15 protein-coding genes are annotated in these 24383 nt (G+C 69.7%); 13 read left to right on the top strand and 2 right to left on the bottom strand.

Annotated features, from left to right (window positions below):
• Positions 1–31 precede the first annotated feature (31 nt).
• On the bottom strand, positions 32–472 hold the full coding sequence (locus ZRA01_RS16215; protein WP_141354113.1) for a host attachment protein: 441 nt from the start codon (positions 470–472) through the stop codon (positions 32–34).
• A gap of 93 nt (positions 473–565) precedes the next feature.
• Positions 566–1345 carry a M90 family metallopeptidase gene (locus ZRA01_RS16220; RefSeq protein ID WP_141354115.1) on the bottom strand — a complete coding sequence of 260 codons (780 nt, stop codon included), beginning with the start codon at positions 1343–1345 and terminating at the stop codon, positions 566–568.
• A 222-nt stretch (positions 1346–1567) separates the two neighbouring features.
• Here ZRA01_RS16220 and ZRA01_RS16225 point away from each other — a divergent pair, with 222 nt between their 5' ends.
• The 13 genes from ZRA01_RS16225 to ZRA01_RS16285 form a co-directional block, all read left to right on the top strand.
• A complete protein-coding gene (locus ZRA01_RS16225) occupies positions 1568–3766 on the top strand; it encodes a RelA/SpoT family protein (protein WP_141354117.1) in 2199 nt (732 codons plus the stop codon).
• 6 nt (positions 3767–3772) lie between these two features.
• Positions 3773–4645: a cation diffusion facilitator family transporter gene (locus tag ZRA01_RS16230; protein ID WP_246093704.1), complete on the top strand. Its 873-nt coding sequence runs from the start codon at positions 3773–3775 to the stop codon at positions 4643–4645.
• A 54-nt stretch (positions 4646–4699) separates the two neighbouring features.
• Positions 4700–5485: a peroxide stress protein YaaA gene (yaaA, locus tag ZRA01_RS16235; protein WP_141354119.1), complete on the top strand. Its 786-nt coding sequence runs from the start codon at positions 4700–4702 to the stop codon at positions 5483–5485.
• 18 nt (positions 5486–5503) lie between these two features.
• Entirely contained in the window at positions 5504–6769 is a 1266-nt protein-coding gene (locus tag ZRA01_RS16240) for a DUF445 domain-containing protein (protein WP_141354121.1), read from the top strand.
• A gap of 14 nt (positions 6770–6783) precedes the next feature.
• On the top strand, positions 6784–7926 hold the full coding sequence (locus ZRA01_RS16245) for a M14 family metallopeptidase (RefSeq protein WP_141354123.1): 1143 nt from the start codon (positions 6784–6786) through the stop codon (positions 7924–7926).
• Positions 7927–8021: 95 nt separating this feature from the next.
• The gene (locus ZRA01_RS16250) at positions 8022–8207 is read left to right on the top strand and encodes a hypothetical protein (protein WP_141354125.1); all 186 of its coding nucleotides are present in this window, start codon (positions 8022–8024) and stop codon (positions 8205–8207) included.
• A complete protein-coding gene (locus ZRA01_RS20885) occupies positions 8204–9712 on the top strand; it encodes a methyl-accepting chemotaxis protein (RefSeq protein ID WP_218028734.1) in 1509 nt (502 codons plus the stop codon). Before ZRA01_RS16250 ends, ZRA01_RS20885 begins: the two co-directional genes overlap by 4 nt.
• A gap of 115 nt (positions 9713–9827) precedes the next feature.
• Positions 9828–10112, top strand: a complete 285-nt coding sequence (locus tag ZRA01_RS16260) for a hypothetical protein (RefSeq protein WP_141354127.1) — start codon at positions 9828–9830, stop codon at positions 10110–10112.
• A 394-nt stretch (positions 10113–10506) separates the two neighbouring features.
• Entirely contained in the window at positions 10507–11832 is a 1326-nt protein-coding gene (locus tag ZRA01_RS16265; RefSeq protein ID WP_141354129.1) for an efflux RND transporter periplasmic adaptor subunit, read from the top strand.
• 1 nt (position 11833) lies between these two features.
• The gene (locus tag ZRA01_RS16270; protein ID WP_170183001.1) at positions 11834–13981 is read left to right on the top strand and encodes a PqqD family peptide modification chaperone; all 2148 of its coding nucleotides are present in this window, start codon (positions 11834–11836) and stop codon (positions 13979–13981) included.
• Positions 13982–14009: 28 nt separating this feature from the next.
• Complete coding sequence (locus tag ZRA01_RS16275; protein WP_170183002.1) at positions 14010–15965, top strand: preprotein translocase subunit SecA; 1956 nt, start codon at positions 14010–14012, stop codon at positions 15963–15965.
• Positions 15965–16882, top strand: coding sequence for an efflux RND transporter periplasmic adaptor subunit (locus ZRA01_RS16280; protein WP_170183003.1), 918 nt, complete (start codon positions 15965–15967; stop codon positions 16880–16882). Before ZRA01_RS16275 ends, ZRA01_RS16280 begins: the two co-directional genes overlap by 1 nt.
• 7 nt (positions 16883–16889) lie before the next feature.
• A partial coding sequence (locus ZRA01_RS16285) for a DUF4347 domain-containing protein (protein WP_141354137.1) occupies positions 16890–24383 on the top strand: 7494 nt, incomplete at its 3' end.

The raw sequence follows: 24383 nt of genomic DNA on the forward strand, positions 1-24383 counted from the left end.
CGGGCTGGGCGGAGCCCGGCCCTGGGGGCGCTCAGACGAGGATGCAGGACTCGAGATGGCCGCACAGGGCTGGCTCGGGGGTTTTGGTGTAGTCCTTCTCGAGGCGGTCGCTCACCATCTGGGCGGTGGGGCCGTCGAGGGTGGCGTTGAGCATGCCCATGAAGGCGGGTGGCGCGACGAGGATGGCCCGCGCGAATTCGTTGCGGCTGCGCCCGAGGTAGAGCTCCTTGGCGAGCGCCTGGGCGAAGTTGCGGGCGGCGTTGAGCTTGGGCGGGGTTTGCTGCTCGCGGGAGCCGTGGCCGCTGGTCGAGGCCTGGAAGGCTCCGGCCTTGTCGGATGACAGGTCGGCGTTCTTCATGCGGCTTTCGGGATGAACGAGCTCCTTGATCAGCTTGAGCCCCTGCTTGGGCCCGAGGTTGGCGTACAGACGGGCGAGACTCGCGTTGGCGACCAGAATCCAGGTAATAGCCATGAAGTTCCTCTCCACTGTTTAGTCGGGAATGCCGGGTGGCTCACTCACTTTAGACAGCGATCGGGGGACAAGCAAAGAAATGTGACATTCGTGCTATGGCCCGTTTCCTGTTTCGGGTTCGAAGGCGGCGGGGTCTTGCCGGTAGTAGCGGGACAGCTGCGCGTAAACGGCCGGGTATTCGCCCCGCAGCAGGCGTGGCGTCTCGAAGAAGGCCTCGCTCATTACGGCGAAGAACTCCGAAGGGTGCTCGGCGCCGTAGGGGTCGAGGGCGGTGTCCTCGCCGTCGTCCACCCGGCGGCAGAAGTCGTCGTAGGCGGGCTTGAAGGCAGCGGCCCAGGCGGCGGGCGGCATGTCGGCGGGGAGGGCAGGGTAGCCGTCGACTTCGCCGTTGCCCATGTCGAGCTTGTGGGCGAACTCGTGGATGACCACGTTGATGCCGGCCGGCGCGTCGTTGCCGTCGAACCACGACAGCAGCACCGGGCCGCCTTCCCAGGCTTCGCCGAGCACCTCGTCGTGGTATTCGTGGGTGACTCCGGCGTCGTCGACGATGCTGCGGGGGATCACGAAATCGCCCGGATAAACCACGATGCCGACCCAGTCGGCGTAGGCGTCGAGGCCGATATGGAGCACCGGCAGGCAGGCCTGCAGCGCGATGGAGAGCAGCATCTCGTCGCTGATGGCGAGCCCGCGGGCGCCGTGAACCTGCTTTTCGGCAAGGAATTCGAGGGCCATGCGGCGCAGCATCGGGCGGTCTTCGGCGGGCCGCCAGGCCAGGAAGGGCAGGCTCTGTTCGACCTGCTCCCATTGGGCGGCGGATACGCTCATGCGGTCGGCCTGGCGCCGGCGGCGCCAGCGGCGGAGGGCGGAAAACATCGGGTAATCGCTTGTCGGAAGGTGTGGGGCGTGGGGTTTCGATCACCGGCTTGCGATCAAGATCAAATGCCGGCAGGCGAGCCTATAGGATAATCGTCAAACTGGCAGCAGCCGCTTCCGGACACCTCAAGCGCCCCATGAGCACTTGTCGTCGTGTCTTGGCCAGAAACCCGCTCCGAGGGTGACAGCGCGTCCGACTGCCGTTTCCAGGATAATGCGTGCATGGTTGCCGTTACTCATTCCCTTTCTGCGTCCGCTGCGTCGGCCCTTGACCTCCTCCGCGAGGGCCTCGGCCCCGACGATGCGGCCCGCGTCGAGCATGCCCACGACTGGGCGCGCGGCCTGTATGGCGAGCGTGTGCTGGGCACGCGTGAGCCGACCTGGAGCCACGCCCTCGGGATGGCCCTGATCGCCGCCTCGTTGCGCCTCGACGCCGACACCCGCCTCGCGGCCCTGTGTTTTGCGGTGGGCGACGTGCTTGGCCATCCGGCCGACGAGATCACCCAGCGCCTGGGTGCCCACGTGGCCGAGCTGGTCGAGGGCCTGCGCCGGCTCAACGGCCTGCGCGTCGTCACCCACATGACCGCCACCACCAGCGCCCCGGAGATCCGCGCCCAGAGCGAGGTGCTGCGCAAGATGCTGCTGGCGATGGTCGAGGACATCCGGGTGGTGCTGCTGCGGGTCGCCTCGCGCACCCAGACGCTGCGCTACTTCACCGACCACCCGGGCGCCCAGCGCGAATCCATCGCCCGCGAGAGCCTCGACATCTACGCGCCGCTGGCCAATCGGCTGGGCATCTGGCAGCTCAAGTGGGAGCTCGAGGATCTCTCCTTCCGCTTCCTCGAGCCCGACACCTACAAGCGCATCGCCCGCATGCTCGACGAGCGGCGGGTCGAGCGGGAGCAGTTCATCGTCGACGCGGTGGCGCGCCTGAAGGCCGAAGTCGCGGCCATCGGTGTCAAGGCCGAGGTGTATGGCCGGCCAAAGCACATCTACAGCATCTACAACAAGATGCGCGCCAAGCGCCTCGACTTCTCGCAGATCTTCGACGTGCGGGCGCTGCGCGTGCTGGTGGATGAGGTCAAGGACTGCTACGCGGTGCTGGGCATCGTGCACCAGATCTGGACGCCCATCCCCAAGGAGTTCGACGACTACATCTCGATGCCCAAGGGCAACAACTACCAGTCGCTGCACACCGCGGTGTATGCCGCCGACGGCCGCGCGCTGGAAGTCCAGATCCGCACCCACGGCATGCACAAGCACGCCGAGCTGGGGGTGGCCGCCCACTGGCGCTACAAGGAGGGCGGCGGCGCGCCCAACACCGAGTACGACGAGAAGATCGCCCTGCTGCGCAGCCTGCTGTCGTGGCGCGACGAGGTTACCGACGCCGCCGACTGGCTCGAGCAGTTCAAGCGCGCCTCCCTCGACGACACCATCTACGTGTTGACGCCCCAGGGCCGGGTGATCGACATGCCCCGCGGGGCGACCGCCATCGACTTCGCCTACCGGGTGCACACCGATCTCGGCCACCACTGCCGGGGCGCCAAGGTGAATGGCCAGCTGGTCAGCCTCAACACGCCCCTTGAAAACGGCCAGACGGTGGAGATCATGGCCACCAAAGAAGGCGGGCCCTCGCGCGACTGGCTCAACCCGCAGCAGGGCTATGTGGCCACGCCGCGGGCGCGGCAGAAGATCAAGCAGTATTTCAGTGCCCTCGAAGAGGAAGAGCTGCTAGTGCGCGGCCGCGGGGTGCTCACCAAGGAGATCCAGCGCGAAGGCCACGGCCACGTGAGCATCGACGATCTGGCCACCCGGCTCGGCTTCAAGAACGCCGAGGCGCTGTTCATCGCCACCGGGCGCGGCGAGGTCGGCCCGCGGGCGATCCAGGTGGCCCTGCGGGGCACCGAGGCCGTCGAGCCCGAGGGCGCCGAGGCCGAGGTCGCCATCGGCCACAGCCGCGCCGGCGACGCGGGCGACATGATCCTGATCGTCGGGGTCGGCAAGCTCATGACCTCCCTCGGCCGCTGCTGCAAGCCGGCGCCGCCGGATGCGATCCAGGGCTACGTCACCCGCGGGCGCGGCGTGTCGATCCACCGGGTCGAGTGCCGGGATTTCCAGGCGCTTGCCCGCAAGAACCCGGAGCGACTCGTCAATGCCCAGTGGGGCGGGGTGCGGCCGCCGAAAGACGCGGTCTTCCCGGTGGACATCCTGGTCCAGGCGATGGACCGCCAGGGCCTGCTGCGGGACATCTCCGAGGTGCTATCCCGCGAGAAGCTAAACGTGATCGCCGTCAACACCCTCAGCCGCAAGGGTGCAGCGCGGATGCGCTTCACCATCGAGGTGCAGGGCGTGCAGCAGATCCAGCGCGCGGTGCAGCTGGTGCACGAGGTGAAGGGCGTCACCGACGTCGAGCGGAGCTAGGCGGCCATGATCAGCCTGCAGCGGATGGACCGCCACCACTTCGCGTGGCTGTCCATCGCGGCGGCGGTGTTCACGATCGCCCTCAAAACCCTCGCCTGGTGGATCACCGGCTCGGTGGGCCTGCTGTCCGACGCCCTCGAATCCTTCGTCAACCTCGCCGGCGCCTCCTTCGCCCTGTGGATGATCCTGGTCACCCGGGCGCCCCCCGACCGCCAGCACCCCTTCGGCCACGGCAAGGCCGAGTATTTCTCGAGTGGCTTCGAGGGCATCCTGATCTTCGGCGCCGCGTTTGCGATCATCTGGACGGCCATCGAACGCCTGCTCGCCCCCCAGCCCATCGAGTCGCCGGGCTGGGGTCTGGCCTGGTCGGCGGCGGCCACCGGCATCAACTTCGCCGTCGCACGGGTGCTCGCCCAGGCCGGCGAGCGTTTCAACTCCATCGCGCTGCGGGCGGATTCCCGCCACCTGATGACCGATGTGTGGACCTCCTTCGGTGTCATCGCGGGCGTCGCCCTTGTGGCCTGGACGGGCTGGCTGCGCCTCGACCCGCTGATCGCCATCGTGGTCGGCCTCAACATCACCCGCGAAGCCTGGCATCTGATGCGCGAATCGGTGGATGGCCTGATGGATCGCAGCCTCGACCGCGATGCCATCGCCCGGGCGGGGCGCGTGCTGGCGGGTTTCAAGCCCCGCGGCGTGGCCTTCGAGGGGCTGCGCACCCGGCGCGCCGGCGCCTCCGCCTTCGTGCAGGTAGTGGTGCGGGTGCCGGGCGACTGGACGGTGCGCGACGGCCACGCCCTGCTCGACGAGATCGAGGCGGCGCTGGTGGCCGAGCTGCCCGGCGTCGAGGTAACGACCCATCTGGAGCCCATGGCCTGATGCGGCGCGGCGCCGTTTGCTAAAATCGGGCCCATCGCCTTACTGCCCGCCACCATGATCTTCGTGCTGTCCCCCGCCAAGGCCCTCGACTACGAGTCGCCCCTCGCCACCCCACGCTTCACCCAGCCCGAATACCTCGCCGACGCCGCCGAGCTGATCACCGCCCTGCGTGAGCTGTCCCACGCTCAGGTGGCCGAGCTGATGCACCTCTCCGACGCCCTGGCGGCCCTCAACGTGGCCCGCTACGCCGAGTGGTCGCAGCCCTTCAGCCCCGCCAACGCCCGCCCGGCCGTGCTGGCCTTCAACGGCGACGTGTACGACGGGCTCGACGCCCGCAGCCTGACCGAGGCCCAGCTCGACTACGCCCAGGCCCACCTGCGCATTTTGTCGGGCCTTTATGGCCTCCTGCGCCCGCTCGACCTGATGCAGCCCTACCGCCTCGAGATGGGCACCCGCTTCAAGAACACGCGGGGCAAGGATCTCTACGCCTTCTGGGGCATGACCCAGACCGACGCCCTCAACCGCCTGCTCGAGGCCGAGCGCGATGCCGGCCGCGAGGCGGTGCTGGTGAACCTCGCCTCCGAGGAATACTTCAAGTCCGTCAAGGCCGCCAAGCTCAAGGGGCGGCTGCTCGACGTGGCCTTCGAAGACTGGAAGGGCGGGCGCTACAAGATCATCAGCTTCTACGCCAAGCGCGCCCGCGGCCTGATGGCCCGCCACGCCATCACCCACGGGGTTGAGGAGGTCGAGGCGCTGAAGGCCTTCGACAGCGACGGCTACGCCTTTGCGGCGGAGGCCTCGGATGACGCGCGCTGGGTGTTCCGGCGCCGTCAGGACTGACGGACGAGGGACACCGCGATGACCACCCCCGACAAGGCCGCCAGCCTGAAACGCATGAAAACCCTGGCCACCGCGCTGCTGGTGGTCGTCACGCTGCTGTTCGTCGTCGCCCGCCGGGAGGGCTGGCCCTGGCTGGCCGCCTTCGCCGAGGCGGCGATGATCGGCGCGCTGGCCGACTGGTTCGCGGTGGTGGCGCTGTTCCGCCACCCCCTCGGCCTGCCGATCCCCCACACCGCCATCCTGCCGCGCAACAAGGCGCGGCTGGCCGACAACCTGGCGCGCTTCATCCGCGACCGCTTCCTCGACACCGCCTCGCTGGTGGCGCGCCTGCGGGCCGCCGACCCGGCCTCGCGCATCGGCGTGTGGCTGCAGCAGCCCGACAACGCCAGGGCGCTGTCCGACCGCCTGGGCGTGATCCTCGTCCAGTCCCTCGACTTCATGGACGACCGCCGCGTCCGCCGGCTGCTGGTGCACGCGCTGCGCAAGCGCGCCGCCGGGCTCGACCTGGCCGGCGCGGTGGGTCGCATCCTCGACGCCCTCACCGAAAACCGCCGCCACCAGGGCCTGCTCGACGAGGGCATCCGCAAGCTCGCCGCATGGCTCGACGAACCCGGCGTGCAGGCCGCCTTTGCCGGCATGATCGTTGACGTGGCGAGCAAGGAATACCCCAAGGTCGTCGCCATGCTCGGCCTGGTGGGCATGAACCCCACCGAGCTCGGCGACAAGGTGTCGGTGGGCATCGTCCACGGGGTGAACGGCTTGCTGGACGAGATCGCCGCCGACCCCCATCACCCGCGCCGGCAGGCCTTCGACGAGCTCGTCGAGGGTTACATCGAGCGGCTCAAGAACGACGAGGCGCTGCGCGACAAGATCGACGCCATGAAGCGCGACTTCCTCGCCCACCCGGGCATCGCCAAGTACGTGGACGGCCTGTGGGACGACCTGCGCGGCTGGCTGGCCAGCGACATGGCACGCCCCGACTCGCGCATCCGCGCCAGGCTGGCCTCGGCGGCCACCGCCATCGGCGCCAGCCTGGCGGCCAACCCGGCGCTGCGCGATTCGCTCAACGAGCACATCGAGCGCACCGTCGAGGGCCTCGCGCCGCAGCTCCGCGACGGGCTTTCGGAGCACATCGCCGGCACCGTGCGCGCCTGGCGCGACGAAGACCTGGTCCGCGAGATCGAGCACAGCGTCGGCCGCGACCTGCAGTTCATCCGGCTCAACGGCACCCTCGTCGGCGGCCTGATCGGCCTCGCCCTCTACGCCCTGACCCATATTCTGTGAGCTGTCCCTCTGCCATGACCCTCCGCATCAGCAGCAATTTCGACTCCGGCGCCATCGAGGTGCTGTCCATCGCCTCGCCTGGCGACATCCGCCTCAAGCTGCGTGCCGACCAGGGTGTCGGCGGCGATGGTGCCTTTCGCCAGTGGTTCCACTTCCGCCTCCACGGTGCGGCGGGGCAGGACGTGCGGATGGTCTTCGAGAACGCCGCCGCCGCGGCCTACCCCGACGGCTGGCCCGGCTACCGCTGCGTGGCCTCCTACGACCGGCGCCACTGGTTCCGCATCGGCACCACCCGCTACGAGGACGGCCGGCTGATCGTCGAACACCGGCCCGAGCGCAACAGCATCTACTACGCCTACTTCGAGCCGTATTCCCACGAGCGTCACCTCGACCTGCTGGGCCGCGTCGAGATGTCGCCCTTCGCCTCGGTGAGCAACCTCGGTGCCACCGTCGAGGGGCGTGACCTCGACCTCGTCACCGTCGGCCGCCCGGCGCCCGGCAAGCGGCCGGTGTGGATCATCGCTCGCCAGCACCCCGGCGAGAGCATGGCCGAGTGGTTCGTCGAGGGCCTGCTCGAACGCCTGCTCGACGGCGCCGACCCGGTGGCCCGGCGCATCCGCGAGAAGGCCGTGCTCTACATCGTGCCCAACATGAACCCGGACGGCGCCATCCGCGGCAACCTGCGCACCAACGCCGCCGGTGCCAACCTCAACCGCGAATGGCGCGACCCGTCGGCCGAGCGCAGCCCCGAGGTGCTGCTGGTGCGTCGGGCGATGGAGGCGAGCGGGGTCGAGCTCTTCCTCGACATCCACGGTGACGAGGCGCTGCCTTACGTGTTCTTCTCGACCGCCGAGGAGGTGCCGGGCTTCTCTGACGAGCAGCGTGCCCGCCAGGCCCGTTTTGTTGAGGCCTTCGCCGCCGCCAGCCCGGATTTCCAGACCGAACACGGCTATGCGGTCGGGCGCTTCGAGGACGAACTGCTGACCCTGGCCTCGAAGTGGGTGGCCCACCGCTTCGGCTGCGTCTCGCTCACGCTCGAGATGCCCTTCAAGGACAACGCCAACCTGCCAGACGGCATCGCCGGCTGGAGCGGCGAGCGCAGCATGCGCCTCGGCGCCGCCATGCTGGCCCCGATCCTGCAGCATCTCGCCGGCTGAGCCGGCCGCCCGACCTCCGCCCGGCGCGGGTCTGCGCCTCAAGAAAACCTCGCCCTGTCCGTTGTACCTGCATCGTTCAAGGTGAGGAAGTTGTCATGGATCATCCACAAATGCCCTCTGCCGCCGCTCGGCAGGGGCTCCAGTCGGCCTGGCCCTGGTTGTTGCTGGGCGTATTGATGGTGTCGGCGGCCCAGATCTGGGCGCTGGAGGTCGAATCGGTGCGGCGCGGCGAGGTTTGCTCGGCAACGCCCGCGGGCCTGTGGAAAGGAGCCGCGCGATGAGCTCCCGAGCTGGCAACCCCAAGGACGGTCTCAGCGCATTTCGGGCGCGGGCCGACAATCTGCTGATCGGCACCCTCGGTGTCCATTTCATGGTCTGCCTGGTGGCGGCGGCGCTGACCGACAGCTGGGTGCCGGCCCTCGGCGTCGGGCTGCCGGCCTTTCTGGTGCCGCTGCTGATCAGCCGCAGCGCGGCCGGTCAGCTGGTCACCCGCATCGCGGTGGCCTGCGCGGCGATGATCTTCGCGGCGCTCCTCATCCATCAAACCCGCGGCGTGATCGAGTCCCACTTCGGGATTTTCGTGCTGCTCGCCTTTTTGGTGCTGTATTGCGACTGGCGCCCGCTGGTAGCCGCGGCGGCGCTGATCGCCGTGCATCACCTCAGCTTCGCCTGGCTGCAGGCCACCGGGGCGGGGGTGTATGTGTTTCCCGAGTTCGACGGCGTCGGGCGGGTGCTGGTGCATGCCGCCTACGTGGTCGTCGAGACCGGACTGCTGTGTTACATCGCGGGAATCCTGAGGGGGCTGGTGCAGGATGGCATGACCGTCTCGAGCTTTGCGCTGCGGGTCGCCGATGGCCACCTCGACTACGCCTTCGACCCGAAGCAGCTCGAGAGCCGGCCGCTGCTGGCCGCCGTGGCGCGGATGCAGGATGAGCTGCGCAGCACCGTCTCAGAAGCCCGCAACACCGCCGACAGCCTCAAATCTCTGGCGGCCCGGTTGCAGGCGACTTCGCGGGAGATCGCCGACGGGGTCGGCGAACAGCATTCGTCCACCAGCGCCATGGCCGCCGCCGTGGAAGAGATGACGGTCTCCATCAACCACATCACCGACAACGCCTCCGATGCGCGCCGGCTGTCGTCCGACTCCAGCGAGGCCGCAGCCCAGGGCAGCAAGGTGGTCAAGGCCGCGGTGGGCGAGATGTCCGGCATCGCCGGCGTGATCGGGACGGCCGTCGAGCGGGTCGAGGCCCTCGGCCGCGAGTCCGAGCGGGCGGCCGAAGTGGTGGGCATCATCAAGGGCATCGCCGACCAGACCAACCTGCTGGCGCTCAATGCCGCCATCGAGGCGGCCCGGGCCGGCGAGCTCGGGCGGGGCTTTGCCGTGGTGGCCGACGAGGTGCGCAAGCTCGCCGAGCGCACCACCACCGCCACCGATGAGATCGGCCGCATGATGAATGACATGCGCAGCGCCAAGGAGTCGGTGCTCGATTGCATCGAGACCGCGGTTTCACGCGTCAACGTGGGGGTTGCCCATGCCGGCGCGGCGGGGGATTCCATCGATCTGATCACCGGGCGTGCCGGCGGGGTGGGCGAGATCGTGAACAACATCTCCGACGCCCTTGTCGAGCAGAGCACCGCGGCCCAGGAGATCGCCCGGCATGTGGAGCACATCTCATCCATGGCCGACCGTTCGGCCAGCGCCACCCAGGGCATCGCCGGTGAAGCGGAGGCTCTGCTAAGTAACGCCCAGGCCTTGCATGGGGCGCTGGAGCGCTTCCGCCTGTGAGTGCAGCGCGGCTTTTTGAATCTCGAAAAAAAATCGAAATTCTTGTCATCCACTTTCAACCCCGCCGCGTTGAGTGATTACAGGTGAGCAATCACCGCACTAACAGGAGAAATCGATGGGCAGTTACTACAACGGGTCCTACGCAGAATTTCTGGATTCCCTCAAGGCCGCGGGTGTCGTCATCCGTAACGAAAGCGAAGTGCGTGAGCGTCTGGCGGAATCGCAGCGGTGGCGTACGGCCTTCATGACCCTGGCCGCCAACGGCCGCACGCTGGGAATCGAGTTCAGCGTGGAAGGCTCCCGGAGCGACGCCCGTGCCGTACAAAAGGTGCTCGCCCAGCACGCCTTCCCCGCCGAGAAAGAAGCGGCGTTCATCGCCCAGCTGACGGCCCAGCACTGAACGCGTAGCGCGGCGGCGTGCTCACCGAGCCGCCGGCCCCGCAGGTCAAAAAACCCTCTTTCGTCCAGCGATGAAAGAGGGTTTTTCATTGCCCGCGCGCATTTCTTCGCCCCGCTCATGCGCGCGGCCCACCAACCTGCCCATTCCACCGGTGGGCTGCGGCGCAGGGGCCCCAGACGATGGAATCACGCGGCGCTCGCGCCTCACCGGCGCTCGCGCCTCACCGGCGCTCCCCACAAGCGCTGCGCCAAGGTGCCGGCGTTTAAAGTTTTCCCTCCGGATGTCGTCAATACGATGACAATAGCCTCTCAGGATGGATGCTCTGAACTCCCCCCCGCAAGCCCCTCCCGCCAAGTCTCCGCGCATTGATCTGATCGCCCTTCAGGCGGCGCTGGTGTCCCACGACCAGCTCCGGCCGGCGGCCACGGCCCTGGCCTCCGAGTTCGCCACGCGGCTCGGCTGCGAGCGGGTGGCGATTGGCTTTGTGGACGATCATTTCTGTCGGGTCGTCGCGCTGTCCCACGGGGGCATCGGCGAAGGCCGCAGCGAGGCCCTCAAGGTCTTCGCCGCGGCGATGGACGAGGCCCTCGACCAGGCCGCCACCGTTGTCGTGCCCCAGCTGCCGGACCACCCGCCGCGCATCGTGCTGGCCCACGATGAACTCCTCCGCCATCACCGGGGTGCCGTGTGCACGATCCCGATCGCGGTGGGGCGAGAGCTGGTGGGGGCGGTCCTGCTCCAGTTCGGTGATGCCGCCGCGCTCTGCGCTGCCGATCTCGACGACTGGGAGCATGCGGTGGCGCTGCTCGGGCCCGTGCTGCATTTCATGGGTCACCGGGAGCGGCCGCTGCGCCAGCGGGTGCGGGGCCGCCTGAGGCGGGCCTCGGCGAAGCTGCGGGCGCCCGACAATGCGCGCTGGCGCTTCGGCCTGGGTGCCGCTGCGGTGGCGCTGGCGGTGCTCCTGGTGGTGCCCTTCGAATATCGGATCGGTGGCAACGCCCGCGTCGAGGGTGAGATCCAGCGGGTGCTGGTGGCGCCCGTCGACGGCTTCCTCAAACAGAGCCTGGTGCGGCCGGGTGACCTGGTGAAGGCCGGCCAGGTGCTGGCCGAGCTGGCCGAGCAGGATCTGCAGCTCGAGCACAACCGCTGGGCGAGCGAGCTGGCCCAGCATGAAAACGCCTACGCCGCCGCCATGGCCCGCGCCGACCGCAGCCAGCTGGTGATCAGCCAGGCCAGGGCCGACGAGGCGCGGGCCCAGCTGGCGCTGGTGGACGAGCAGCTCGGGCGCACCCGCATCGAGGCGCCCTTCGATGGCGTGGTGATCCGCGGTGACCTCAGCCAGTCCCTGGGCAGCCCGGTCCAGCGGGGCGACGTGCTGCTCACCGTGGCGCCGCGGGAACGCTTCCGCGTGATCGTCGAGGTGGACGAGCGGGACATCGGGCGGGTCCGCGTCGGGCAGCCGGGCAGCCTGGCATTGTCGGCGCTGCCGTGGGATACGCTGGCCGTCAAGGTGACCCGGGTCACGCCGATGGCCAATGCGGTGGAAGGCCGCAATGTTTTCGAAGTCGAGGCCGCCCTCGACGCCCAGCCCGACACCCTGCGCCCCGGCCTGCGCGGGGTGGCGCGCATCGCGGTGGGGCGCGAGCCCCTGCTGTGGGCCTGGACCCACCGGCTCACCGAATGGTTGCGGCTGGGTGTGTGGTCCTGGCTGGGGCGCTGAGATGGGGGCCAGCGTCTTCAGCAGCCAGTGGTATCGCGTGGCCGGGCTGCACCCGTGCCTGCGAGCCCAGCTGCGGGTAACCCGGCAGATCCACCGCCGCGAGGTGTGGTACGTGCTGGCCGACCCCCTGAGCGGCCGTTTCCACCGGATGAATGCCGCGGCCTATGCCTTTGTCGGCCGCTGCGACGGCCGTCACAGCGTCGAGGCGCTCAGCGAGGCCCTGCTCGCCGAGGCCCCCGAGCAGGCCCTGACCCAGGACGAGATCGTGCGCCTCCTGGTGCAGCTCAATCAGCGCGGCCTGATCCAGTGCGAACTCACGCCGGACGTGGCGGCGATCTTCCACCGTGAGGAGCAGGATTCGCGGCGGCAGCGCCGGCTGGGCGTGAACCCGCTGGCTTTCCGGCTGCGGCTCGGCGACCCGAGCGCGCTGCTGGCACGCTTCGACCCGTGGCTGGACAGGCTGGTGTCCGGCTGGATGCTGCTCTTCCTGGCATTCCTGATTGCCGGCGGCGGCCTGGTGGCGGCGATGCACTTCGGGCGGCTCGAGGCCGACGTGCGCACCTGGATGACGACGCCGCGCTTTCTGTTGATCGCCTGGCTGATCTATCCGCTGATCAAGACCGTCCATGAGCTGGCCCACGGGCTGGCGGTGCGGCGCTATGGCGGCGAGGTGCATCAGGTGGGGGTGAGCCTGCTGCTGCTCACGCCGGCGCCCTTTGTCGACGCGTCGGCGGCGTCGGCCTTCCGCCACGCCTCCCAGCGCCTGGCGGTGAGCGCCGCCGGCATTCTCACCGAGCTGGCGATCGCCGGGGCTGCGCTGATGGTATGGGCCCTGGTCGAGCCGGGCCTGGTGCGCGACGTGAGCCTCGTCGCGGCGGTGATCGGCGGGGTGTCGACCGTGCTCTTCAACGGCAACCCGCTGCTGCGCTTCGACGCCTATTACATGCTGTGCGACGCCTTCGATCTGCCCAACCTGGCCACCCGCAGCACCGCCTTCTGGCGTTATCTGCTGCTCGGGCGGGTGCTCGGCCTCGCCGACGTGCCGTCCCCCGAGCCCGGCCGGGGCGAGCGGCCGTGGCTGCTGTTCTACGCGCCGGCGTCGTGGCTGTACCGGGTCGGGCTGTCGGTGGCCATCGTCGGCTGGGTGGGCAGCTGGTCGATGGTGCTGGGCGTGCTGGCCGGGGTGGCGATGCTCGGCGCGCTGCTGGTGATGCCGGTCGTCACCTTCTGGCGGCGCCTGTTGCGGCTGGCGCTGCCCGATGTCCAGCGGCGCCGGGCGCTGAGGGCGGCCGGGGCGCTGTGTGTCGGGTGTGTCGTGCTGGTCGGCGTGGTGCCGCTGCCGTTTTCGAGCGTCGCCCAGGGCGTGGTGTGGGTGCCCGAACAGGCCCAGCTGCGCACCGGCACCGATGGTTTTCTGGTGGCCCTCGAGGCCCGGCACGGCGACCGGGTCGAGGCCGGGCAGCTGCTCGCCCGGCTCGAAGACCCGCGCCTGCAGGCCGATGTCGAGAAGTACCGCCACCGCGTCGCGGCGCTGGACGCCGACCTGTTCCAGGCCATGCTGCGCGACCCCGTGAGGCTGCGCAATGTCGAAGAGGAGATCGAGCGGGTCCGCACCCAGCTGGCCCGCGCCCTCGAGCTGCAGGCGGCCCTCGAGCTGCGGGCTGGTGTCGGCGGGCAGCTGGTGATGCCGCGCCAGGCCGACATGGAGGGCGTCTTCGTGCGCCGCGGCACGCTGCTCGGGCACATCCTCACCGGCGAGGCGAGCAGCCTGCGGGTGGCCGTCGAGCAGGACATGGCGGCCCTGGTGCGCGACGACACCCGCAGCGTGTCGGTGCGCCTGGCCGAGCTGCCTGGTGAGGGTTTTCCGGCGCGCGTACTGCGGGCGGTGCCGGCCGCCACCGAAAAACTCCCAAGCGCCGCGCTGGGGGATTTTGCCGGCGGGCGCCTGCCCGTCGACCCGGCCGACCAGGACCACCTGCGCACGCCGGCGCCGGTCTTCGTGATCGACCTGACCCTGGATCGGCCGCCCCTGGAGCGCGCCGGGGGCCGTGGCTGGGTGCGCTTCGACCATGGCTGGCAGCCCCTCGCGGTGCAGTGGGGGCGTCAGCTCAAGCAGCTCTTCCTGCGCCACTTCAACCCCGCCGCATGAGCCCGGCTCCGCTGCAGGGCGCCACGTCATGAGCCCGCCTCTCGAATTGCGCGTCCCGCTGCCCGGCCCGGTGTGGGGCGCCTACCCCGAGCGGCGCGAGCCGCCGCGGGTGCGCTGGCCGTGGGGGAGGGCGCCTTACCGCAGCCAGCTGCAGGCGGTGCGCGCTGCCGGCCCTGGTTGGCGGGCGCTTTCCGAGGTGGCCTTCGTCGCCCGGGTGCGGGCCGTGCAGGCGCGGATCGGGCGGGACGGGCTCTCCGCCGAGCGCATCGTCGAGGCCCTGGCCGCCGCCGTCGAGGCCGCCCGGCGCAGCCTGGGCCTGGCCGCCTACGACGGCCAGATCAAGGCGGCGCTGGTGATGCTGGACTGCCGCCTCGCCGAGATGGCCACCGGCGAGGGCAAGACGCTCTCGGCGGCCCTGGCGGCAGCCGTCGGCGCGCTGGCCGGGATGCCGGTGCATGTGCTCACCGCCAACGACTACCTGGTGGAGCGGGACGCTGGCAAGCTGGAGCCGATGTATGCCTGCCTCGGGCTGCGGGTGGGTTTCGTGATCGGGCTCCACACCGAGGCGGCCCGCCGGGCAGCCTACGCTCTGCCGATCTGCTACGTGACCGCCCGCGAGCTGGTCTTCGACTACCTTCGCGACGGCCAGCGGCGGGGCTTCGTGCAGGGCGATCTGCCGCGCCGCGCCGCGGTGCTCCGTGACGGCGATGCCGGCCGGCCGCTGCTCCGCGGCCTGTGCATGGCGGTGGTCGACGAGGCCGACAGCCTGCTCATCGACGAGGCGATGATGCCGCTGATCCTTTCCCGGCAGGTGAAGAACAGCCCTGCGCGGGCCTTCTTCTGGCAGGCCTGGCAGCTCGCCGGCGGGCTCGAGGCCGATGTGCATTTCACGCTCGATGCCGCGTCGCTGAAGGCGCGCCTCAGTCCGGCCGGCAGCGCACTGCTGGCCGAGCGGGCCGGGGCGCTCGGCGGGCGCTGGCGTTCGTCCCGCCTGCGCGAAGAGGCCGTGGGCATGGCGCTGGCGGCGCGCCATGCCTATCGTCGCGACGTGCATTACCTGGTGCGGGACGGCAAGATCGAGATCATCGACGAGGTCACCGGCCGCGCCGCGCCCGGGCGGGTGTGGTCCCGCGGCCTGCACGGCCTCGTCGAGCTGAAGGAGGGCTGTCGCGCCTCGCCGGCCACCGAGACGCTGGCCCAGATCACCTTCCAGCGCTTCTTCCCCCGTTACCACCGCCTCGGCGGCATGAGCGGCACCCTGCGCGAGGCCCGTGGCGAGCTGCGCGAAATCTACGGTTTGGATGTGGTATGCATTCCGTCACGTTTGCCGCCCTCAAGGAAAACCCTGCCGGGCCGTATATACACAGCAAGAAACGCATTGTGGGACGCCGTTGCCCGGAGGGTGGCAGAATTCGTTGGCCATGGCCGGCCGGTACTGGTGGGGACGTCCTCGGTGGCTGAGTCGGAAGCGCTTTCGGCGCGGCTTGATGCGGTCGGGGTTGCCCACCGCGTGCTCAACGCCCGCTTCGATGCCGACGAAGCCGCCATCGTGGCGCTGGCCGGTGAGCCGGGCCGGGTGACGGTGGCCACCAACATGGCCGGGCGGGGGACCGACATTGCCCTCGCGGCGGGTGTCGCGGGTGCGGGAGGCTTGCATGTGATGTGCTGTCAGTTCAATGCGTCGCGCAGGATAGACCGCCAGCTGGAAGGGCGCTGTGCCCGCCAGGGTGACCCGGGCAGCGTGGAGCGCTGGATCAGCCTCGAGACGCCGAGGGTGGCCGATGTGCCGCTGCTCGGCGCCTTGGTGCGCCGCTACGCTGCGGATGAGGCCGGCCGCCTGGCGATGCCGCCCCGCGTGCTGAGCACGCTCCTCACCTTGAGCCAGTGGCGTCAGGCGGGGCGTGAGCGGCGCGCGCGGCGGGCCCTGCTGGAGTCAGATCGGGAATGGGAACGAGGGCTGTCCTTTGGTGGCCCGGGAGAATGATGAACAGTTTCAGATACCTGTTGAGTTTGCTCGCCTGCAGCCTCGCCTGCGGCGCAGGCGCCGCGGTGCCCGCAACGGCCACGGCACCTGCTGCCGGGCAGACGCTGGGGTGCCTGATCGAGCCCGACAAGGTGGCCGATCTGGGCAGCCCGGTGATCGGGGTGCTCGAAAGCATCCGTGCCGAGCGTGGTGACATGGTCAAAAAAGGCCAGGCGCTGGCGGTGCTGCGCAGCGACGTGGAGCGCGCCTCGGCCGAGGTGGCCAGAAGCCGTGCCGCCTCCGAGGCCGATCTGCGGGCGGCCCAGGCCAACCGCGACCTGGCACGGCAGAAGCTCAGCCGTGCCGAAGACCTCGTCGCCCGCAACTTCCTCGCCCAGCAGGCCCTCGATCAGGCCCGCGCCGATTATCAGGTGGCCGAGCAGAAGCACCTGCAGGCCCGCGACCAGCTGCGGGTGTGGAGCCGCGAGGTGGGGGTGGCCGATGCCCAGGTGGGGCTGCGCACCCTGCGCGCGCCCTTCGAGGGCGTGGTCGTGGAGCGTTATCTGTCAGCCGGTGAGCGGGTCGAGGAGAAGCCGGTGTTCAAGCTCGCCCGCATCGACACGCTGCGGGTCGAGGTGATCGTGCCTGCTGCCCGGTTCGGCAGCATCCGCGTCGGCGAGCTGGCCAGCGTCAAGCCCGACCTGCCCAACGCGGCGCCGGTGGCGGCCAGCGTGGCGCTGGTCGACCGCGTGGTGGATGCGGCCAGCAACACCTTCCGGGTGCGGCTCACCCTGCCCAACGCCGATCTGCGGCTGCCCGCCGGCCTGCGCTGCCGGATCAGCTTCGGTGAGGCGCCGGTAGCGGCCGAGGCACGCCAGCCCGGCGGAATGCGCCTCGACACCAATCTGCCGGCGTTCAAAGACAAGCCCCGCCGCTGAGGCGCCCATGGACACCCGCCGCCGCCGCGCGCTGATCGAGAGCTTCGAGCCGCGCATCATGTACTCGGCAGGCCCCGGCCCGGCCGGGCTCGCCGCCGCGGTGCTGACGGCGGCCGAGGTGCAGGTGGAGGGCGGCGACGCCTTGCAGGGCGCCGGCACCGAGCTGGTCTTCATCGACGCCCGCGTCCCAGAACTCCAGCTCCTGCTCGACGACCTCGCAGCCCAGCAGCAGGGCGGGCGCGCGGTCGAGGTGGTCGTCATCGGCGCCGACGAAGACGGCATTGCGGTGGTCGGCGACAGCCTGGCCGGGCGCACCGACGTAGCGGCGATCCACCTCATCGGCCACGGCGCCGACGGCGTGGCCGAGCTGGGCGCCGGCCGGCTCGATGCGGCAGCGCTGGTCCTGCGGGCCGGCGAGATCTCGGCCTGGGGCGACGCCCTGACGGCCGAGGCCGATCTGCTGATCTACGGTTGCGACGTGGCGTCGACGCCCGTTGGAGAGAGCCTGGTCGACGCCCTGGCGGCCCTCACCGGCGCCGACGTGGCTGCCTCCGACGACCCCACCGGTGCTGCCAGCCTCGGCGGCGACTGGGACCTGGAATACCGCAGCGGGGGCGTCGAAGCCGCCATCGCGCCGGGGCTGCAGGTGCAGCAGGACTGGGGCAGCGTGCTGGCGATCAGCGCCAACGGCTCGGTGAGCTCGACCAACGGCCTCAACACGAACGTCCTCACCTGGTCGCACACCGTGGCCAGCGGTTCCGATCGGGCGCTGTTCGTCGAGATCTCCATCGGCACGACGGGGACGATCGCCAACAGCGTCAGCTACGGCGGCACGGCCCTGACGCTGGTGGGGCGCTCCGTCACCGGCACCGTCCCGGTGGAGATCTGGCGGCTGCTCAACCCCACGGTCGGCACCGCCAACGTGGTGGTCACCCTGTCGGCGGCCACTTCGGTGGTGGCGGGCGCGACTACCTACAACGGCGTCAACCAGAGCAGCCCGGTGCGCACTTTCTACAGTGCCTTCGGCAACAGCACGAACAGCTCGGTCACGGTGGTCGACAGCGCGGCCGGCGACCTGGTCATCGACGTCCAGTCCTGGGCTGGCCGGCCGAGTGGCGGTACGGTCGGCCCCGGGCAGACTTTGAACTGGGCGCAGGTGAACACAAGCATCACCAGCAGCTCGACCTCGGAGCCCGGCGCCGCGTCGGTGGTGATGAGCGGCAGCTTCACGTCGGCAGCCCAGTGGGTCATCGGCGCCGTGGCGATCCGGCCGTCGGCCGGTATCACCGTGACGCCGATCAGCGGGCTCACCGTCACCGAGGCGGGCGGGACGGCCCAGTTCAGCGTGGTGCTCGATGCCGCGCCGACGGCCAACGTGACGATCGGGCTCAGCAGTTCCGACACCACCGAGGGCACATTGTCGGCCTCCAGCCTGACCTTCACCCCACTCAACTGGAACGTCGCCCAGACAGTCACGGTGACCGGGGTGGACGACAGCTTCATCGACGGCAACGTCGCGTTCACGGTCGTCACCGCGGCCGCATCCAGCACCGACGGCAACTACAACGGGCGCAATGCCAGCGACGTGTCGCTGACCAACACCGACAACGACACCTTCAACACCCTCGTCGTCGACACCGCCGCCGACACGGCGGATGGCACCACCACCAGCATCGCGGCGCTGATGGCCAACAAGGGCGCCGACGGCAAGATCAGCCTGCGCGAGGCGATCACCGCGGCCAACAACACCGCCAACGGCGTGGGCGGGGCGGACCGCATCAGCTTCAACATCGCCACGGCGCTGGTGGGCGGCACCCACACCATCACGCCGACCACATCCCTGCCCACCATCACCGACGCGGTGGTCATCGATGGCACCTCCGAGCCCGACTATGTGGTCGGGCGCCCTGTTATCGAGATCGACGGCAGCCTGACCGGGTCTGGCGTCCATGGCCTGGTGCTCGCGCCCGGCAGCGGCGGCTCAACGATCCGCGGTCTGGCGATCAACGGTTTCAACAGCAACGATGGTTTCGGGCTGTACCTCCAGACGGGATCGGACAACAACCTCATCGCCGGCAACGTGATCGGCCTGGACGCCGACGGCACCACCCCAGTGTCGGTCAGGAACAACTTCGGCATCTACGTCGCCTCGTCCGGCAACCTCATCGGCGGCACCACCACGGCGGCGCGCAACGTGCTGTCGAACAACATCAACGCCGGTATCGGCCTGTGGGGCTCCAACAACGTCGTCATCGGCAACTACATCGGCACCGACGCCACCGGCACCCTGGACCGGGGCAACAACTACGACGGCGTGGACGTATTCGGCGGCAGCAACAACCGTATCGGCGGGGTCACGGCGGCCGAGCGCAACATCATCTCCGGCAACAACCGCAACGGCATCGAGATCGCCTACAACGTGCCCGGCACCCTGGTCCAGGGCAACTACATCGGCACCGACGCGGGCGGCACCCTCTCGCTGGGCAATAGCCTCGGCGGCATCTGGGTCGGCGGCGGCGCCACCGGCGTGACCATCGGCGGCACCGCCGCGGGCGCCGGCAACCGCATCGTGAACAACCCCGTCGGGGGCTTGTACACCGATACCAGCGGCGTCAGCTTCACGCTGCTCGGCAACACCTTCGACAGCAACAGCAACCTCGCCATTGACCTGCGCGGCGACGGCGTCACGGCCAACGACGCCGGCGACGCGGACTCCGGCGCCAACAACCTGCAGAACTTCCCGGTGCTCACCAGCGCCACCACCGACGGCAGCGGCCAGCTCCGCGTCAAGGGCAGCCTCAACAGCACCGCCAACAGCTACTACCGCATCGAGTTTTTTGCCAACGTGGCCCAGGATGCCAGCGGCTACGGCGAGGGGCAGACCTGGCTGGGCTTCGCCAACGTGGCCACCGACGCCTCGGGCAACGCCAGCATCGATGCCACCCTGAGCGTGGCCGTGCCGGTGGGGCGCTACATCAGCGCCACCGCCACCCGCAGCGACAGCGGCTACAGCAGCTTCACCGACACCTCCGAGTTCAGCCGCAACGTGGCGGCGGTGTCGAGCAGCCAGGCCAGCATCACGGTGGACACGGCCAGCGACACCAACGACGGCGACACCACCAGCCTGTCCACGCTGCTCGCCAACAAGGGCGCCGACGGCAAGATCAGCCTGCGCGAGGCGATCACCGCGGCCAACAACACCGCCAACGGTGCGGGCGGGGCGGACAAGATCCTGTTCAGCATCGCCGGTAGTGGGCCCCACTCGATCGCGCTGGGCTCGGCGCTGCCCACCATCACCGGGGCGGTGATCATCGATGGCAGCAGCGAGCCGGACTTTGCAGGCACGCCGGTGATCGAGCTGAGCGGCGCGGCCGCCGGCACCGCTGCCGACACGACCCACGGCCTGGTGCTTGGCAGTGGCAGCTCCGGCAGCACCATCAAGGGGCTGGTGATCAACCGCTTCGCGGGCAGCGGCATCCAGGTCGATAGCGGCTCGGGCAACAACCTCATCACCGGCAACTATCTGGGCACCGACACCAGCGGCCTGGTGGACCTCGGCAATGGCAAGTGGGGTATCGACTTCAAGTTCTCGGGGGGCAACAACGTGGTCGGCGGCACGACCGCCGCGCTGCGCAACGTGATCGGCGGCAACGAATATGGCGGTATCGCGCTCAATGGCGCAGCTGTCACTGGCAACCTGGTGCTCGGCAACTATATCGGTGTGGGCAGCGACGGCTCGACGGCGCTGGGCAACGGCAGTGTCAGCTACGCCTACGGTGGCGTCCTGATCCTCGGCGGCGCGACGGTGCGGATCGGCGGCGTGGTGGCGGGGGAGGGCAATGTCATCACCAACGGCAACGGAGACGGCGTGCGCGTGCAGGGGGGCACCGCCGCCATCCTCGGCAACCGCATCTTCGGCAACAGCGAACTGGGCATCGACCTGGCCGCCGACGGCGTCACCACCAACGACGCCGGCGACGCCGACACCGGCCCCAACAACCTGCAGAACTACCCCGAGATCGGCAGCGTGGTGTCCACCGGCGGCAACACCACCGTCACCGGCACCCTGCGCAGCAACGCCAGCACCACCTACCGGTTGGAGTTCTTCTCGTCGCCCAGTGGCGACGCCAGCGGCCACGGCGCGGGCCAGACCTGGCTCGGCGCTACCACGGTGACCACCGACGCGGCCGGCAACGCCACCTTCTCGGCCACTTTCAGCGGCATCGTGGTGTCGGCCGGTTACGTGGTGAGCGCCACCGCCACCGTCGACCTGGGCGGCGGCAGCCATGGCGCCACGTCCGAGTTCGCCGCCAACCGCGCCGTCAATACCGACGCCCGCCTCACCGCGGCACAAGACACTTACATCGACCTCACCAACCCCACGCTCAACTACGGCGCGTCCGGCAACCTGGTCGTCGATTATTCCGGGGGCTCCATCGGAGACATCCGGGCTCTGCTGCAGTTTGACCTGGGCAGCCTGCCCGGCACGACCACCATCGCCAGCGCCACGCTGCAGATGATGGCCACCGGGATCACCGGCGCCGCCACCAACATCAACGTCTATCAGCTCACCGAGAGCTGGGTCGAGGGCAGCGGCAGCGGCACTGCCGGCGCCGCCAACTGGACAGAGCGCCAGCCGGGCACCGCCTGGACCACCGCCGGCGGCAGCTTCAACGCCACCGTCGTCGCCAGCCTCAGCCCGACGGCCACCGGGCTGCACAGCTGGGATCTCACCGCCCTCGTGCGCTCCTGGGTGTCCGGGGCCACGGTAAACAACGGCCTCATCCTCGGCAGCCCCGACTCGAGCGGCCAGGTGATCACCTACGACAGCAGCGAGGGCATCACGCCCCCGGTGCTGGTGATCTCCTACAGCCTGACGCCCAACAACGCCCCCGTGCTGGACGCCTCCCGCAGCCCGGCGCTGGGCAGCATGGCTGAAGACGCCGGTGCCCCCGTGGGGGCCGTCGGCACGCTGGTCTCCAGCCTCGCCGACTTCGCCTCGCCGGCCGGGCAGGTGGATAACGTGACGGATGCCGACGCCGGTGCGCTGCTCGGCATCGCGGTGGTCGGCACCAACACCGGCGGGGGCAGCTGGTGGTATTCGACCAACAACGGCACAGACTGGCTGGCCATGGGCAGCGTCAGCGAGGCATCGGCGCGCCTGCTGTCGGCCGATGCCGGCACGCGGCTGTACTTTCAGCCCAGCCCGGACTGGAACGGCACCCTCGCCGACGCCATCACCTTCCGGGCCTGGGACCGCAGCAATGGCGCCAACGGTGGCCTGGCCGACGCCACCGCCACCGGCGGCAGCACGGCCTTCTCGAGCGCCAGCGACGTGGTCAGCCTCACCGTCAATGCGGTCAACGACGCCCCCGTCGTCACCTCCAGCGGCGGCACGGCCGCCTACACCGAGAACGCCAGCGTGGTGGTCGATGGCGGCCTCACCGTCGTCGACGCGGACGGCGGCAACCTCGCCGGCGCCACCGTCGCCATCACCGGTGGTTTTGTCAGCGGGCAGGACCGCCTCGGCTTCACCGACCAGAACGGTATCCGCGGCAGCTGGAACGGCCAGACCGGTGTGCTCAGTCTCAGCGGCAGTGCATCGGTGGCCGATTACCAGGCCGCTCTGCGCAGTGTCACCTACAGCAACGCCTCCGACAGCCCCGCCACCATCAGCCGCAGCGTGAGCTTCACGGTGAATGACGGCACGGCCTCCAGCAACACCGCGGCGCGGCGCGTCAGCATCGCTTCGATCAACGATGCGCCCACCTTCGACGCCGCCGAGTTCTACGCCCCGCTCGACGTCGCCGGTGCCGCCGAGCGGGGCCAGGCGGTTGTCGTCCAGCCCGACTGCAAGATCCTGGTCGCCGGCTACACCGGCAGCCAGGGGAGTTTCGATTTCCTGCTCGTGCGCTACAACGCCGACGGTAGCCTGGATACTGGCTTCGGTGGCGGCGACGGTATCGTCACCACCTCCCTCAGTGCGGGTGACGACAAGGCCCACGGGCTCGCGCTGCAGGCGGACGGCAAGATCATCGTGGTCGGCGAGACCTCCACCAACGGCAACGATTTTGCGGTGCTGCGCTACAACGCCGACGGCAGCCTGGACACCCTCTTCGGCGGCGGTGACGGCATCGTCACCACCGACTTTGCCGGCGGCCGCTTCGACGTGGCCTACCGGGTCGTCATCCAGGCGGACGGGAGGATCGTCGTCGGCGGTAACTCCAGCTCCGGCACCGCCGACTTCGCCGTGGCGCGTTACCTGGCCGACGGCAGCCTCGACACCTCCTTCAGCGGCGACGGCAAGCAGATGGTGGACTTCGCGGGGTCGGACGACGCGGGCACCGGACTGGCGCTGGATAACACTGGACGCATCGTCCAGGTTGGCGCGGTACTCGTCGGCAGCGATCGGGATTTCGGCATCGTCCGCTACACAACCGATGGCAGCCTCGACACCAGCTTCAGCGGCGACGGCAAGCTCACCACCGCCGTTGGCACCCAGTGGGACATCGCTCAAGATGTGGCCGTGCAGGCGGGCGGCAGGATCGTCGTGGGCGGCTACAGTCGCTTCGCCGACAACGACGTGTCCCTCATCGGTCTCAACGATGACGGCACACTGGACAGCGGCTTCGGCACCGCAGGCGTGGTCACCACCAACCTCGGCGGTAACGAATCGGTCTGGGACCTGGCCCTTCAGCCCGACGGTCGGATCGTCGTCGTCGGTGGCGGCGGCGGTAACCACCTGCTGGTCGCCCGCTATCTGGCCGACGGCGGCGCGGACACCAGCTTCAGCGGCGACGGCAACCTGGTGCTCAGCCGTTCGTCCTTCGAGATCCTGTACGCCGTCGACATCGCCCCCGACGGCCGCATCGTGGCTGCCGGCTATGGCACCAACGCCACCGAAGACCTTGCCCTGCTGCGCCTCAGTGCCGACGGCACGCCGGACACCCGCCTGGCCACCGGCAGCAGCAGCCTGGGCGGCGCGGTGAGCTACACCGAAAACGGCCCGCCGGTGGTGATCGACAGCAGCGTGCGGGTCTTCGATGCCGAGCTGTCGGCCGCCGACAGCTTCGACGGCGCCACCCTGACCCTGGCGCGCAGCGGCGGCGCCAGCAGCCAGGACGTCTTCTCGGCCACCGGCAACCTGGCCGCCCTCACCGGGGGCCAGGGCCTGGTGCTGGGCGGTGTTACGGTTGGCACGGTTGTCGCCAACGCCGGCGGCACCCTCAGCCTGTCGTTCAACGCCAGCGCCACCCAGGCCCGCATCAACGAGGTGCTGAGCTCCATCGCCTACGCCAACAGCTCCGACGCGCCGCCCGCCAGCGTCGAGATCGGCTGGACCTTCAACGACGGAAACTCCGGTAGCCAGGGGGCGGGCAGCGCGCTCAGCGCGTTCGGCTCCACCACGGTCAACATCACGGCAGTGAACGACCCCGCCGCGATCGGCGGCACCACCAGCGCCAACCTCACCGAGACCAACGCGGCCCAAACCACCGGCGGT

The sequence above is a fragment of the Zoogloea ramigera genome (genome assembly GCF_006539865.1).
Lineage (GTDB): Bacteria > Pseudomonadota > Gammaproteobacteria > Burkholderiales > Rhodocyclaceae > Zoogloea > Zoogloea ramigera.